We start from the raw sequence: 13,614 nt of genomic DNA, 5'->3' as shown, positions 1-13,614 counted from the left end.
CGCGCTCGCCGCGCCGCAGGCCGTGCGATGAACACGACGATCGCCGTCGCATTGTTGCTCGCGGCCGCCGCATTGCTCGGCGCCTGGCGCAGTGCGCGCGACGGCCGCGGCCGTCGCGGCGTGCGCATCGTCGCGCAACTGCTCGCGGCGCTCGCGCTGTGGTTCTGCTTGTACCCGCCGACGACGCGCGAAGCGCATCGCGGCGGCGAACTCGTCGTGCTGACGCCGGGCACGACGCCGGCGCAGTTCGCCGCGCTCGGTCGCGGCGACGACGTCGTTGCGTTGCCTGGCGTGGATGCACCGCGCGCGGTCGAGCGCGTGCCGGATCTCGGCACGGCGATGCGCCGGCATGCGGACGCGTCGCGCGTGCGCGTCATCGGCGGCGGCCTGCCCGCGCGCGATCGCGATGCCGCGCGCGGTCGCATGGCCGGCTTCGATGCGGCGCCGCTGCCGCGTGGCATCGTCGCGCTCGACGCTCCGCGCGAGGCGCTCGCAGGCCACGTGTTGCGCATCGGCGGTCGGGTCGAAGGCGCGCCCGGCGCACGCATCGAACTGCTCGATCCTGCCGGGCTGGTCGTCGCGAACACGCTCGCCGATGCGCAGGGCGCGTTCGCGCTCGCGGCGCAGGCGCGCGCGCCCGGCACGTTGTCGCTGCGATTGCGCGCGAGCGAGCCGGACGGCCCTCGCATCGACGACGTCGAGGTGCCCGTTTCGGTGCTCGGCGGCGATCCGCTCGCGCTGCTCGTGCTCGCGGGCGCCCCCGATGCGGAGCTCAAGTACCTGCGCCGCTGGGCCGTCGATGCGGGCGTGCGCCTGGACAGCCGCGTCGCGCTCAGCGACGGCGTCGCGCTCGTCGAAGGCGCTGCCGCGCTCGATGCGACGACGCTCGCGCAGGCCGACATCGTGCTCGTCGACGAGCGCGCGTGGTCCGCGCTCGGCGCCGCGTCGAAGGCGGCGTTGCTCCATGCGGTCGACGACGGCCTCGGTCTGCTGCTGCGCCTGACGGGTCCGTTGCCGGACGACGTCGCGCGCGACTGGGCCGGGCTCGGCTTCGACGTGCGCGCGAGCGCGCAGGCACCGCCTGCGGTCGCGCTCGAGCGCATGCCCGGCGTCGCCGATGCGCCGTTCGCGCTCGCGCGCCGTCCGGTCGACGTCGACGGGTCCGACGCGGCACCGCTGGTGCGTGCCGACAACGGCACGCTGCTCGCGGCGTGGCGCGTGCGGGGGCAGGGCCGCGTCGGCCTGTGGTGGCTCGACGACGCGTTTCGCCTCGCGCTCGCGGGCGAGCGCGCGCGCTACGGCAGCCTGTGGAGCGACGCCTTCGCGACGCTCGCGCGCGCGCGCACGACCGCGTCGCCGCGCGTGCCCATCGACGCGCGCGTCGACGAGCGCGCGGTGTTCTGTGGCGTCCCCGCCGACGCGGCGGTCGAATCGCCGGCCGGCAGGCGCACGCCATTGGCGGTCGTCGACGAGGCGGGCGAGCGCTGCGCCGCGTACTGGCCGACGGAGGCGGGTTGGCACGCGCTCATCGACGGCGATCGCCGGCGCGCGTTCCACGTGCGCGCGCGCGAGGACGCCATCGCTCTCGCCGCGGCCGGCGTCCGCGACGCGACACGCGCGCTCGCGCGCCCGCGCGACGATGCGGCGACGGACGTGCGCGCGGTCGCGCTGCCGCGTTGGCCGTTCTTCCTCGTCTGGCTCGCGCTCGTCGCGATGCTCTGGCTGGTCGAGCGCGCGGTGCGCTCCGACGCCGCCGCGGTCGCATCGGCCGGGTGAAGCCCCGCCGTCACGCGGGACGCGCGTACGCGTACCCGCCGCCGCGTTCGAGTGCGCGGCGGTACGCCGGCCGTGCCTGGACCCGCTCGAGCCAGCGCCACAGGGAAGGGCGCGTCGCGTCGAGGCCGGCGCGCCCGGCCGCCGCTTCGATCGGAAAGCTCATCTGGATGTCGGCGGCGCCGAACGCATCGCCGGTGAACCACGCACGCGCGGCGAGTTCGCGCTCCAGGTAGTCGAGATGCAGCGCGAGCTGCGGATCGACGAAGCCGCGCCGCACCCTGGCGACGATGCCGCGGGCGATCGGCCGCGCGAAGAACGGCATCCTCGCGCCTTCGACGCGATCGAACACGAGCTTGAGCAGCAAAGGCGGCATCGCCGAGCCTTCCGCGTAATGCATCCAGTAGCGATAGCGCAGCCAGTCGGCCGAATCGCGCACGGGCACGAGCGTCGTGCCGCCGTAGCGCTCGGCGAGGTACTCGACGATCGCGCCCGACTCGGCGAGCACGCGGCCGTCGTCGACGACGACGGGCGCCTTGCCGAGAGGGTGGACGCGGCGCAGCGTCTCGGGCGCGAGCATCGTGCGCGGGTCGCGCCGGTACGGCACGATCTCGTACGGCAAGCCGAGTTCTTCGAGCAGCCAGAGCACGCGCTGCGAGCGCGAGTCGTTGAGGTGGTGGACGACGATCGCCATGCGACGGCTTCCGCATCGGAGTGGCCCGGGATGGTACGTCGACCCGGCGTCGCCGGCATCCGGCGCGCCCGCGCCACGCTTCGCCGCGCGTGCGTACGCACCCCGGACGAACGGCAGGTGTCGCGGCGGGCGCCGCGTGCGAAGCTCGCCCCGACTTCCAGGAGGGTGCGCCGATGCTGCGCCGGATCGTGTCCTGCCTCATGGCCGCCTCGCTCGCGACGGCCGCCCTCGCGGCCGACGAGCTGGCCCCGGGCGTGCGCCTGCTGCCGGGCCGATTCGTCGCGGGCGAGCAGCCCGACGGCAACACCCTCGTGTTCGACGGCGCGGGCGGCCTCATCGTGTTCGACAGCGGGCGCCATGCCGCGCACACGGACGCGATCATCGAGTACGCGCGCGAGCGCGACCTGCCGATCACCGCGATCGTCAACAGCCACTGGCATCTCGATCATGTCGGCGGCAATGCGCGCCTGCGCCAGGCGTATCCCGGCGTGCGCGTGCATGCGAGCGGTGCGATCGAGCAGGCGATGCGCGGTTTCCTCGCGAAGTACCGCGCGCAGATCGAGCAGAACCTCGCCGCGCCGGGCGGCGATGCGGCGCAGAAGGCCGCATTGCGCGACGAGCTCGCGCTCATCGACGCCGGGCCGGCGCTGTTCCCGGACGAGCGCGTGACGCAGGGCGTCGAGCGCACGCTTGCCGGCCGCCGCCTGCAGCTCGGGCTCGAGACGCGCGCCGTCACCGCCGGCGACGTCTGGCTGTTCGACCCGGCGACAGGCACGCTCGCCGCGGGCGATCTCGTGACCTTGCCGGCGCCGTTGTTCGACACCGCGTGCCCGGCGCGCTGGCGCACGGCGCTCGGGCATCTCGCGAAGGTCGATTTCGTGCGGATCGTGCCCGGCCACGGTGCACCGCTCGACCGTGGGCAGTTCGCGACCTGGCGCAGCGCGTTCGACCACCTGCTCGCGTGCGCCGCGGGCAAGACCGCCAAGGCCGCCTGCGTCGACGGCTGGATGCGCGACGCGCATGCGCTGATTCCCGCCTCCGACGAGAAGCTCGCGCGCGGACTGCTCGACTATTACATCGACAACAGCCTGCGCGTCGACCGGGCGAAGATGCGCGAACGCTGCGGCGCGTGACCGCCCACGTGTAACGGTTCGCGGTGTGCCCCGTGCGAGCGTGGCGTGCGAGCGCTCAGCGGTGCGACGACTTCGCGGGCGCGCTGCGCACGCGCTTCGTGCGCGCATCGCGCGCGGGTGCTGCGAGCGGCATCGCATCCGCGGCGCCGCCGTCGCGGAACGCCGCCGCTTCCGCATGCAGCCATTCGCGGAACGCCTGGAAGCCCTTGTGCCTTGTCGAGCGCTCGGGATAGACGAGGTAGTGCGCGTAGCGCGCCTTCATGCGTTCGGGAAACAGCACGACGAGGCGGCCGCTCTCGACCAGCGGCCGCATGAGCGTCGCACGGCCGAGCGACACGCCCATGCCTTCGACGGTCGCGCGTTGCAGCGTGTCCGAATCGCTGAAGGTCGCGACGTAGCGTTTCGGTTCCTTGCCGCCGAACTGCTCGAACCAGCGCGGCCAGGGGTCATCCGGGCTCAGCAGCGGCCACTCGCCGAGTTCGTCGAGGCGCGGCCGCCGACGCCCGGCGAGCAGGGCCGGGCTCGCCACCGGCGTCAGCCATTCCTCGAACAGCAGTTCGGCGCTGACGCCTTCCCAGTTGCCCGGGCCATAACGCAACGCGCCGTCGAAACGGCCATCGGCGAAGTCGACGCGCGCGATCGACGAGTCGAGGTTGAACTCGAAGTCCGGATGCTGCGCGACGAAGCGCGGCAGCCGCGGCATGAGCCAGCTCGAGGCGAGCGAGGGCAGCGCGCTGATGCTGAGCACGCAGTCGCGTCGCGCGCGCAGCGGCTGCAGCGCCTCTTCGATCGCGTCCAGGTGCATGCCGACGCGCTGCAGCAGCATCGCACCCTCGGCGGTCGGCTTGAGTCCGCGCGGGCCGCGCACGAACAACGTCACGCCGAGACGCTGTTCGAGCAGGCGTACCTGGTGGCTGAGCGCGCTCACGGTCAGGTGCAGGCGTTCGGCCGCGCGCGTCATGTTGCCGGCGCGCGCAGCCGTCACGAACACCTGCAGCGCATTCAGGGGAGCTCGATCCATCTTGAAGTTTCCTCAAGTCTGGCTATCAAACATGTCGCTACTGCGGCGCACGGAATCGGCCTATCGTCGCGCTTACCGGGTCAAACCCGCAAGTCGTCGGAGTCGCTGCCATGTTGAAGGAATTGAATGCCCTCGCGGAAGCCCTGCTGGGTCTCGAAGGCTATCCCACGAAACCGTTGTGGCCGCACGACGCCGCGCGTCGCGGCGCGAGCGCCAGTCGCCAACCCCCTGTCGCGCCGCCCGTGGGCGCGGTGCCCACGAACGGCGGCCCGGCGAGCCGCTCCACCCCCGGCCGTTGAGGTTCGCCATGGACATCCGCACGCGTCCCACCCTCGCCGCGCTGCCGCTGCTCGCGGCCGGCGCGACGATCTTCATCTGGTCGTCGGCGTTTCCGGCGATCTCCTACGGCCTGCAGGCGTTCGCGCCGGCGGAACTCGCGCTGCTGCGCTTCCTCGTCGCGTCGGCGATCTTCGCTGTGCCGGTCGCGGCCGGCTGGATCGCGTTGCCGCCGCGGCGCGACTGGCCCGCGGTCGTCGCACTCGCGCTGCTCGGCATGACCGTCTACCAGCTCTCGCTCGGCTACGCGATGACGCGCGTGCCGGCCGGCTCCGCCGCGGTGATCGTGTCGATCGCCCCCGGCGTGGTCGCGGCGCTCGCCGCGTTGCGCCTCGGCGAAGTGCTCGGCGGTCGCATGCTCGTCGGCCTCGCGATCGCATTCGTCGGCGCGGTGTTCGTTACGTTCGGCTCGGGCCGCGTGATCCGCTTCGAGCCGATGGCGCTGCTCGTGCTCGTGGCGGTGCTCGCGACGAGCATCTACTTCGTGTTCCAGAAACCGCTGCTGCAGCGGACGACGCCGATCGGCTTCACCGCGGCGAGCATCTTCGTCGGCACCATCGGCTTGCTGCCGTTCGGCCTGCATCTGCCGGAGAAGCTCGCGCTCGCGTCGGGCGCGCAGCTCACGAGCGCGATCTGGCTCGGCGTCGGTCCGACCGTGCTCGGCTACATCGCGTGGAGCTTCGCGCTCTCGCGCGCACCGGTGTCGATCGTGTCGAGCTTCCTGTATGCGCAGCCACTCATCGCCGGGGTGATTGCATGGCTCTGGCTCGGCCAGACCATGGGCGCGCTCGCGATCGCGGGGGGCGCACTCACGCTCGTCGGCGTCGTGCTGTCGGTGCGCGGCGCACCGGCGGCCGCAGCCGTGCCGCCGCGTCGATCGGCGCTCGTGCGCACGTGCACGGCGCTGTGGCACGGCGTGCAGGTTCAGATCCGCTGAGGAGGGTGGCATCGTGGCCGGTGCGGAGAACGCAGCGACCGCTCAGGCGTCGAACAGCGCCGCCTGCCCGGGCGTGTCGTCCGGATCGTAGAAGTTGCCGAGGCCGACGCCGACGAGGCGATACAACGTCGTCGTCGGCAGCGCCACCGCGTCGCGCAGGGAAAGCGCGATCGCGGTCAATTCGTCGGCCGAGCGCGGCGGCACTTCCGGCGTGCGGCTGCGCGTGAGGATGCGGAACTCGCGCGTCTTGAGCTTGAGCACGACCGTGCGGCCGACGCGCTCCGTGCGTCGGCTCGCGGCCCAGGTGCGAGCGGCAAGCGCGCGGACCATCGGCTCGGTCGCGTCGAGCGGAACGTCGGTCGCGAACGTGTCCTCCGACGAAATCGACTGCGTCGGCCGGTCGGGCCGCACCTCGCCGTGGTCGATCCCGTGCGCGAGCTCGGACAGGCGGCGACCATGGCGGCCGAAGCGTGCCTCGAGCGCGTGGGCATCGAACGCGCGCAGCTCGCCGACGGTGCGGATGCCGAGCGCGGCGAGCTTGCCCTCCATGACCTTGCCCACGCCGTGGATGCGCGCGACTGGCAGCGGCGCAAGAAACTCCTGCACGTCGTGCGGGCGGATCACGAACAGGCCATCGGGTTTGCGCCAGTCGGACGCGATCTTGGCGAGGAACTTCGCCGGTGCGACGCCGGCCGACGCGGTGAGCGCGGTTTCGGCGCGGATCTCGGCGCGGATCGAGCGCGCGATCGCCGTCGCGCTCGCCAACGCCGACTTCGGCTCGGTCACGTCGAGGTAGGCCTCGTCGAGCGACAGCGGCTCGACGAGATCGGTATGGCGCTGAAGGATCGCGCGCACCTGCTGCGACACGACCTTGTAGCGCGTGAAGTCGGGCGGCACGAACACCGCATCGGGGCAAAGGCGCTCGGCGCGCACCGCGGGCATCGCCGAACGCACGCCGTAGGTACGCGCTTCATAGCTCGCCGCGCAGACGACCGAGCGCGCGCCGCGCCAGGCGACCACGACGGGGCGGCCGCGCAGCGAAGGGTCGTCGCGCTGTTCGACCGACGCATAGAACGCGTCCATGTCGATGTGGATGAACTTGCGCACCGCGTCGGACCGCTGCATCGGAGCGCGCGATGCTACTACCGTGCGTCGGGCAGTGCGCTGGTCGCACGCGTGCGATCGGAACCATCGCACGCCGCCCCGCGACGCATTCGCGCGCGGTTCCCCGCATCGCGGCGATCGTCGCTCGTGCGCGCGTGCCGCAGCATGTCCGCCTTCATCGCGACGAGGAGGTGCCATGCGGGAACGCCGTCGGCAGTGCCGGTACGCGCGCTTGTGTGCCGGTACCCTGCTGTTGCTCGCGGCGGTGGCGCACGCGGATTCCGTCTATCGTTGCCGTAATGCGCGGGGTGAGGTCGCCTATCAGGACCATGCCTGCGCGACGGGCGAGCAGCAGGCCGAAGTCGCCCTGGACCCGCTGCCCGCCGCCGCGCCTGCCGCGGGCCACGAGCGCGCGCTCGAAACGCATGGCCGGAGCCGCTCGCAGCCGCCGGCACGCGCGGGCCGGCGGCCCCGCGGTCCGGCGGGCGCGCGCAGCGCGATGTCGTGGGAATGCCGCGCCGCCGACGGCGAGGTGTTCTATCGCCATGGAGCGTGCCCGAAGTCGATCGCGGCATCGCACGGCGCGCCCGTCGGCACGCGTCGAGGGGGCAGCAAGGGCTCGGGCGCGATCGGCGTGACGGCATCGCCGCTGCCGCGAGCGGAGGCCTGCCGGCGGCTCGAGCACCCGGGCGGACGCAACGGGCGCGAGCACGACGAGACCGTGTCGACCTACGAACGCAACGCGGGTCGGGATCCGTGCCGCCGCCATTGAGCGAACCGTCCGCGCGCGACGACGCATGCGGGTAGGATGGGCGCTTCCTCCGCCACGGAGCATCGCCGATGCGTCGCCGCCTTCCTACGCTCGTACTCGCCGCGACGCTCGTCGGCGCGTGCTCGCCGTCGCAGCCGCCACCGAACGCGGGGACGCCCGCGGCACCCGCCACGGCGCCGGTCGCGGATGCGCAACAGGCCAAGTCGCTCGAACTCTACCGCACGCTGCGCAAGGAGCAGCAATGGGAGCTCGCCGCGCCGATCGGCAAGGAGGTCGTCGACAAGTGGCCCGGCAGCGCGGCGGCGAACGAAGTGCAGCAGACGCTCGCCGATGCGACCGCGAAGGCGACCGAGATCGCGGCGCGTCGACGCCTCGTCGCGCTGTGGAGCTACCAGTCGGGCAAGGAATCGGGCGGCGACCAGGTGACCGCGTCGATCTACAGCAGCGACTTGGCCGCGGACAAGCGCGTGCGGCTGATCCTGCGCCGCCATTCGGCGTGGGGGCAGAGCGTGTACCTGTTCGGTGGCGGCAAGGGTTTCGAGTGCAAGGGCACCTGCAGCCTGTCCGCGCGCTTCGACGACAAGCCGCAGAAGATCGCAGCGTACCTGCCCGAAACCGGTGAGCCGGCGCTGTTCGTCAAGGACGACAAGGGGTTCATCGCGAAGCTCTCGGGCACGCAGAAGCTCGGCATCGACGTGACCGAGAAGGGCAAGCCGCCGCGCACGCTCGTGTTCGAGGTCGGCGGTTTCGACCCCGGGAAGTTTCCGCAGCTCGCGAAGAAGAAGTAGTGGCGGCGCCGTGACGGGCCGCCGCCGGCACCTTGGCGCGCGCGCCAAGGGCGTCGCTTGCGCGGGCTGTCTGGATGACGCGCCTCAGATCGCATCCGGATCGTGCGCCTCGAGCGTGACCCCGCTCGCGACGACCCGGTAATGTCGCTTCGACAGCACCTCGAGCTCGCCCCCATCGGCGAGGCAGATCCTGGCCAATCGCTCGATGTGCGCGTTCTCGCGGCTCGCCGGCTCGACGTAGACGTGGACCTCGTAGTCGCGGCCGTCGCTGCCGCGCGCGTGGTACAGATGCTTGAGGACCATGCCTGCCATGCGTCGCCTCCGGCTTCCGAATACCGTATCCATTCTGAATGAAAGTGCAGCGATGCCCGGTCTTCCGTACGCGGCGGCGTAGACTGGCTGCCCGATTTCGTCCCCCACCGGAGTTCCCCGCCATGAAACGCTTCGCCTGCCTGCTCGGTTTCGTCCTCGCGCTCGTCGCCGCGCCGTCGTTCGCCGACGAAACGCCATCGGCCGGTCCCGCGGTCGGCGACGCCGCGCCCGACTTTCGCCTGCAGGACCAGAAGGGCGACTGGCATACGCTCGCGCAGGAGCGCGGCAAGTGGACCGTGCTCTACTTCTATCCGAAGGATTTCACGCCCGGCTGCACGACCGAGGTGTGCACGTTCCGCGACGACATCGTCGCGTTGCGCAAGGCCGGTGCGGACGTCTTCGGCGTCAGCCTCGACGACGTGAAGTCGCACGCCGAGTTCGCCGAGAAGTATCACGTGCCGTTCCGCCTCCTTTCCGACGCCGACCAGTCGACCGCGAAGGCGTACGGCGTGCTGACCTCGAAGCTCGGCATGAGCTACGCGCGTCGCGAGACGTTCCTCATCGATCCCGAAGGCAAGGTCGCCAAGCGCTACAAGGACGTCGATCCGAAGGAGAACTCCAAGCAGGTGCTCGCCGACCTTGCCGAACTCAAGAAGAAGGCCGGCTGACGCAGCCGACGGCGGCGCCGCGCCGAACGCGGCGCCGCGCGTCGAGAGCTTCCCGCCCCAGGTCGGCGCCGGCTGCCGCGTACTCGTGCTCGGCACCGTGCCGAGCCTCGCCTCGCTCGCCCGACGGCAGTCGTACGCGCACCCGCAGAACCTGTTCTGGCCGTTCATGGGCGAGCTCTACGACGCCGGTCCCGAACACGCGTACGCCGAGCGCATTGCACGCCTGCACGCGCGCGGCCTCGGCATCTGGGACGTGCTCGAGCGCTGCGAGCGGCGCGGCAGCCTCGACAGCGACATCATCGTCGCGAGCGAGGTCGCCAACGACATCCCGGGCCTGCTGGCGCGTGAGGCGACGATCGTCGCGATCGCGCTCAACGGCGCAAAAGCGCTGCAGGTGTATCGACGGCGCATCGAGCCCGCGATCGATGCCGTGCGACGCGAACGCATCGCCGTGCTCGCGCTGCCGTCGACGAGTCCGGCGAACGCGTCGATTTCCCGCATGGACAAGCTCGAGCGCTGGCGCGAGTTGCTCGCATGGACGCACAGCGCGGCGGGTTGACCGCGGTCCCGCGCCATTCAGCTTGGCGGCGCGAGACTGCGCCCGGCCCAACACAGGAGGTTGTCCCATGAAGCAACGTACGCTTTCGGTGCTCGCCGCCGGCCTCGCGCTGGCGCTGTTCGGTTCGGCCCAGGCGCATGCGGAATCGGCGAACCTGGATTGCAAGCTCAAGTTCTCGCTGACCGGCTGGTCGCTCATCTTCAAGCATGCCGAAGGGCATGGCGTGGTCAGCTGCGAGAACGGCGAATCGATGAACGTGAAGATCTCGGCCAAGGGCGGCGGCCTGACCGTGGGCAAGTCGCACATCGACAACGGCACGGGGCGCTTCACCGACGTGCACAACATCAGCGACGTGCTCGGCACCTATGCGCAGGGCGACGCGAGCGCGGGTGCGGTCAAGTCGGGTACCGCCCAGGTGCTGACCAAGGGCACCGTCTCGCTCGCGCTCGCGGGTGCCGGCGAGGGGGTGGAACTCGGCGTGAGCGTCGGCGCCTTCACGCTGGAAAAGACGGGCGCGATCCGCAAGTAACGCGCGTATCGGGCCGGGTGCGACGGGCCGCCACGCGCGGCCCGTCGCACCCGGCCGCTGCGCGCGCGCGGGTGTCCGCGACGTGCGGCGAGCCGCGTCCGAGGCGACGTTGCAAGGGACGGCGCCGGCGCGATCACGACAGGGCCCCGGATCGCGGCGCAGGATGCCGCTCCATTGCGTGCACGGCACGCGTATGATCGGCGCCATTGCGTCCGCAAACCGGGGAGTCATCCATGGTCCGTGTCATCCTGGCCGCGATCGTCGGCGGCTTCCTCATGTTCGTGTGGGGCGCGGTGGCGCACACGCTGCTGCCGTTCGAGCGCGAAGCGCTCAAGCCATTGCCGAACGAGGCGGCCGTGATCGCAAGCCTCGATGGGCAGGTGCCGCAGCCGGGCATGTACGCGTTCCCGTGGCTGGATTTCGCGCATGCCACGCCGGATCAGCAGGAGGCATGGAAGCAGCGCATTGCGAGCGGGCCGTCCGGACTCATGGTCTACCGACCGAACGGCGGCGAAGCGATGTCGCCGCGCCAGCTCGTCAGCGAGTTCGCCTCCAATGTGCTCGCGGCGCTGTTCGGCGCCTTGCTGCTCGTGCAGCTCGGCGGCGGCGTCGGTCGCCGCGTGCTGTCGATGGCCGCGATCGGCATCGCCGCCTGGCTGTCGATTTCGGTGTCTCAGTGGACGTGGTACGGCTTCTCGACCTCGTTCCTCATCGGCGACTTCGCCGACCAGTTCGGCGGCTGGCTCCTCGCCGGCATCGGCATGTCGTTGCTGCTCAAGCCGCGCCGCGTGCGCAGCTTCTGAATCGGCGACACCCAACCGGGGCGTGCCGTCGCCTCGCCCCGCCGCGACCGCCGCGGTCCTGGCGGGGACAGAGGCTCGCCCTGCGGCGGTCGAAGCGCCCGTGGGCGGATACCCGCGCATGCGCGCGGGCGTGGCGTCCCGCGCCGCGCGTCGGCGATGCCCTGGACGCGTCGCGCCGTTCGCCTGGCTGCAGCGCCGCCCGCGAGCCCGCGTCGGTCGCGGTTCAACCCGCGGACTTCGGCGGCCCGCGCTTGCGGGCGGCCCACTCCGCCTCCTTGTCGGGCTTCTTCCACGCGTCGTAGAGCGCGCGGTAACTGTCGACGACTTCCTGGCTGCGCGGATGGTCGGGGCCATAGCCTGCGGCGGCGGCGAACACCGCCCACGCGCGGTCGAGTTCGCGCTCGGCGTCGGCATAGCGACCCATCGCGGTGAGCACCGTCGCGTAGCCGCGATACATCGCGGCGCGGTACGGGTTGTCGCCGAACGCCTTCTCCGCGTTGTCGGAGACGAACCGCGCATGGCGTTCGGCGGCCTCGAGGTCGCCCGCGTCACGCAGCATCAGGGAGAGGTTGCCTTCGGCCATGAGCGTGCGCGGCGCGGTATCGCCGTAGAGCTTGCGCGCGAGCTCGAGCGCGCGCAGGTAGTAGGGGCGTGCCTCGTCGTAGCGCTTGTCGTAGCGCAGCGCGCTGCCGAGATTCATGACCACGACGAGCGTGCGCGGATGATCGGGTCCGTACACCTTCTCCACGACCGGCAGCAGCGGCGCGAGGAGCTTGGCCGCCTCGGCCGGATGTTCGTCTTCGTTCTCGAGCACGGCGAGGCTCACCTGCGCGCCGACGGTCTTGATGTCCTCGGCGCCGCGGCGTATGCGATACGTCGCGACGAGGCGTTGCAGGAGCGGGCGCGCGGCATCGAACCGGCCAGCGAGGAAATCGGCGATCGCGAGGCCCTGCTCGCTCTCGAGCGTCGCGTCGTCGTCTTCGCCGAAGAGCGCCTTCTGGCGCTCGATCACGCGCGCGTAGCGCGCGCGCGCGGCATCGAGCTTGCCGGCGTCGCGCTCGATCGAGGCCAGGCGGCTTTCCACCAGCAGGCGTCCGCGGTCGTCGTCGGGCAGGTGCCGCACCAGCGCGAACGCGGCCTCGGCCGCCGCGAGTGCATCCTGAGGATGGCCGGCCGCATTGAGCCCGAGCGCGCGCTGGCTCGCGATGTCGGCGCTCGCGGCCGGCGGCAGCCCGGCCTCGCGTGCCGCGGCGACGGCCGCGTCGAAATGGCTGCCCGCCAGCGCGAACTCGCCGAGCGAGGAATAACTGCTCGCGATCGTGCGCTCGATTTCCGCGCGCACGTCCGGCTGTGCGGCGAGCTCCCGCTCCGCGCGGTCGGCGGCGGAATCGAGGATCGAGCGCAGGAGGCGATTGTCCATGCCGCGCGCGCGATCCGGATCGATGCCGGCGAGCATGTTGCGCACGAACGCCGACACGCGCTCGGCCTTGGCCGCTTCCTGGCGCGCGACGGCGAGGCCACGCCATGCGAGCAGGGTGCCACCGACGAGGGCGAGCGCCACGAGGGCCGCTGCACCGAGTCCGAGCCGGTGGCGCGCGACGAACGTGCGCGCGAGGTACCAGCGTGACGCCGGCAGGGCCTTGACCGGACGCCGTTCGCGGAAGCGCTCGAGGTCGTCCGCGAGCGCGGCGGCCGAGTCGTAGCGATCGGCGCGATCGGTCGCGAGCGCCTTGCGCAGGATCGCGCGCAGCTCGTGCGGCAGCCGTCGCGCGGCGTCGAGCAGCGCGGACGCGTCGGGCGATGCGTCGACGTCCGCATCGCTGTCGATCGCGGCGAGCAGGGTCTGCTGCGGCGCGCGCGTCGAGTGGTGGGCGAGCGAGCCGAGCGCGGCGGCATCGGCGCCGGTGACGACCTCGTAGAGCATGACGCCGAGCGAATAGACGTCGCTGCGCGTATCGATGCCGCGCATCGGATGCAGTGCCTGTTCGGGGCTCATGTAGAGCGTGGTACCGGCGCGATCGGAACTCGTCGTCGACGCGGCTACGCCCTCGCTGCCGGCGCTGCCGCCGATGGCGATGCCGAAGTCGATGATCTTCGGCATCGGGGTGCCGTCGACGCGGCGCACGAGCACGTTGGCGGGCTTGAGGTCGCGATGGATGATGCCCTTCTGGTGCGCGTGCTGGAC

Annotated in this window: 15 protein-coding genes; 10 read left to right on the top strand and 5 right to left on the bottom strand. The window is 71.9% G+C overall.

The window, feature by feature from the left end:
* The coding region (locus VI238_RS04165) for a hypothetical protein (RefSeq protein ID WP_331648762.1) at positions 1-1,776 on the top strand (1,776 nt) is incomplete at its 5' end.
* Between the two features lie 10 nt (positions 1,777-1,786).
* On the opposite strand, the gene VI238_RS04160 is transcribed toward VI238_RS04165, so the two are convergent.
* Positions 1,787-2,467, bottom strand: coding sequence for a glutathione S-transferase (locus tag VI238_RS04160; RefSeq protein ID WP_331648760.1), 681 nt, complete (start codon positions 2,465-2,467; stop codon positions 1,787-1,789).
* A gap of 173 nt (positions 2,468-2,640) precedes the next feature.
* Here VI238_RS04160 and VI238_RS04155 point away from each other — a divergent pair, with 173 nt between their 5' ends.
* Positions 2,641-3,600: an MBL fold metallo-hydrolase gene (locus tag VI238_RS04155; RefSeq protein WP_331648758.1), complete on the top strand. Its 960-nt coding sequence runs from the start codon at positions 2,641-2,643 to the stop codon at positions 3,598-3,600.
* 55 nt (positions 3,601-3,655) lie between these two features.
* Here the strand turns inward: VI238_RS04155 and VI238_RS04150 are convergent, their stop codons facing one another.
* Positions 3,656-4,621, bottom strand: a complete 966-nt coding sequence (locus tag VI238_RS04150) for a LysR substrate-binding domain-containing protein (protein ID WP_331648756.1) — start codon at positions 4,619-4,621, stop codon at positions 3,656-3,658.
* A gap of 110 nt (positions 4,622-4,731) precedes the next feature.
* Here VI238_RS04150 and VI238_RS04145 point away from each other — a divergent pair, with 110 nt between their 5' ends.
* Positions 4,732-4,920 (top strand): hypothetical protein, encoded by a 189-nt coding sequence (locus tag VI238_RS04145; RefSeq protein WP_331648754.1) that lies wholly within the window; start codon positions 4,732-4,734, stop codon positions 4,918-4,920.
* An 8-nt stretch (positions 4,921-4,928) separates the two neighbouring features.
* A complete protein-coding gene (locus tag VI238_RS04140; RefSeq protein ID WP_331648752.1) occupies positions 4,929-5,894 on the top strand; it encodes a DMT family transporter in 966 nt (321 codons plus the stop codon).
* 42 nt (positions 5,895-5,936) lie between these two features.
* Here the strand turns inward: VI238_RS04140 and dinB are convergent, their stop codons facing one another.
* Positions 5,937-7,019, bottom strand: a complete 1,083-nt coding sequence (gene dinB, locus VI238_RS04135; protein WP_331648750.1) for a DNA polymerase IV — start codon at positions 7,017-7,019, stop codon at positions 5,937-5,939.
* 175 nt (positions 7,020-7,194) lie between these two features.
* Here dinB and VI238_RS04130 point away from each other — a divergent pair, with 175 nt between their 5' ends.
* Entirely contained in the window at positions 7,195-7,770 is a 576-nt protein-coding gene (locus VI238_RS04130) for a DUF4124 domain-containing protein (RefSeq protein WP_331648747.1), read from the top strand.
* A gap of 68 nt (positions 7,771-7,838) precedes the next feature.
* Positions 7,839-8,558, top strand: coding sequence for a hypothetical protein (locus VI238_RS04125; RefSeq protein WP_331648745.1), 720 nt, complete (start codon positions 7,839-7,841; stop codon positions 8,556-8,558).
* Between the two features lie 84 nt (positions 8,559-8,642).
* On the opposite strand, the gene VI238_RS04120 is transcribed toward VI238_RS04125, so the two are convergent.
* Positions 8,643-8,870: a hypothetical protein gene (locus tag VI238_RS04120; protein ID WP_331648743.1), complete on the bottom strand. Its 228-nt coding sequence runs from the start codon at positions 8,868-8,870 to the stop codon at positions 8,643-8,645.
* A gap of 122 nt (positions 8,871-8,992) precedes the next feature.
* Between VI238_RS04120 and VI238_RS04115 the strand changes: the two genes are divergently transcribed.
* The 4 genes from VI238_RS04115 (at position 8,993) to VI238_RS04100 (ending at position 11,429) form a co-directional block, all read left to right on the top strand.
* Positions 8,993-9,538 (top strand): peroxiredoxin, encoded by a 546-nt coding sequence (locus tag VI238_RS04115; protein ID WP_331648741.1) that lies wholly within the window; start codon positions 8,993-8,995, stop codon positions 9,536-9,538.
* Entirely contained in the window at positions 9,510-10,097 is a 588-nt protein-coding gene (locus tag VI238_RS04110; protein ID WP_331648739.1) for a DNA-deoxyinosine glycosylase, read from the top strand. The genes VI238_RS04115 and VI238_RS04110 overlap by 29 nt, the downstream gene beginning before the upstream one ends.
* A 67-nt stretch (positions 10,098-10,164) precedes the next feature.
* Positions 10,165-10,626 (top strand): hypothetical protein, encoded by a 462-nt coding sequence (locus VI238_RS04105; RefSeq protein ID WP_331648737.1) that lies wholly within the window; start codon positions 10,165-10,167, stop codon positions 10,624-10,626.
* 233 nt (positions 10,627-10,859) lie between these two features.
* Positions 10,860-11,429, top strand: coding sequence for a hypothetical protein (locus tag VI238_RS04100; protein ID WP_331648735.1), 570 nt, complete (start codon positions 10,860-10,862; stop codon positions 11,427-11,429).
* A 223-nt stretch (positions 11,430-11,652) separates the two neighbouring features.
* On the opposite strand, the gene VI238_RS04095 is transcribed toward VI238_RS04100, so the two are convergent.
* Positions 11,653-13,614, bottom strand: a 1,962-nt coding sequence (locus VI238_RS04095) for a tetratricopeptide repeat-containing protein kinase family protein (protein ID WP_331648733.1), incomplete at its 5' end; no start/stop codon positions are given.

This window comes from Dokdonella sp. (genome assembly GCF_036518555.1).
GTDB lineage: Bacteria > Pseudomonadota > Gammaproteobacteria > Xanthomonadales > Rhodanobacteraceae > Dokdonella_A.
The sequence above is the reverse complement of the archived record's forward strand: the minus strand, read 5'-3'. Positions and strand labels throughout refer to the sequence as shown.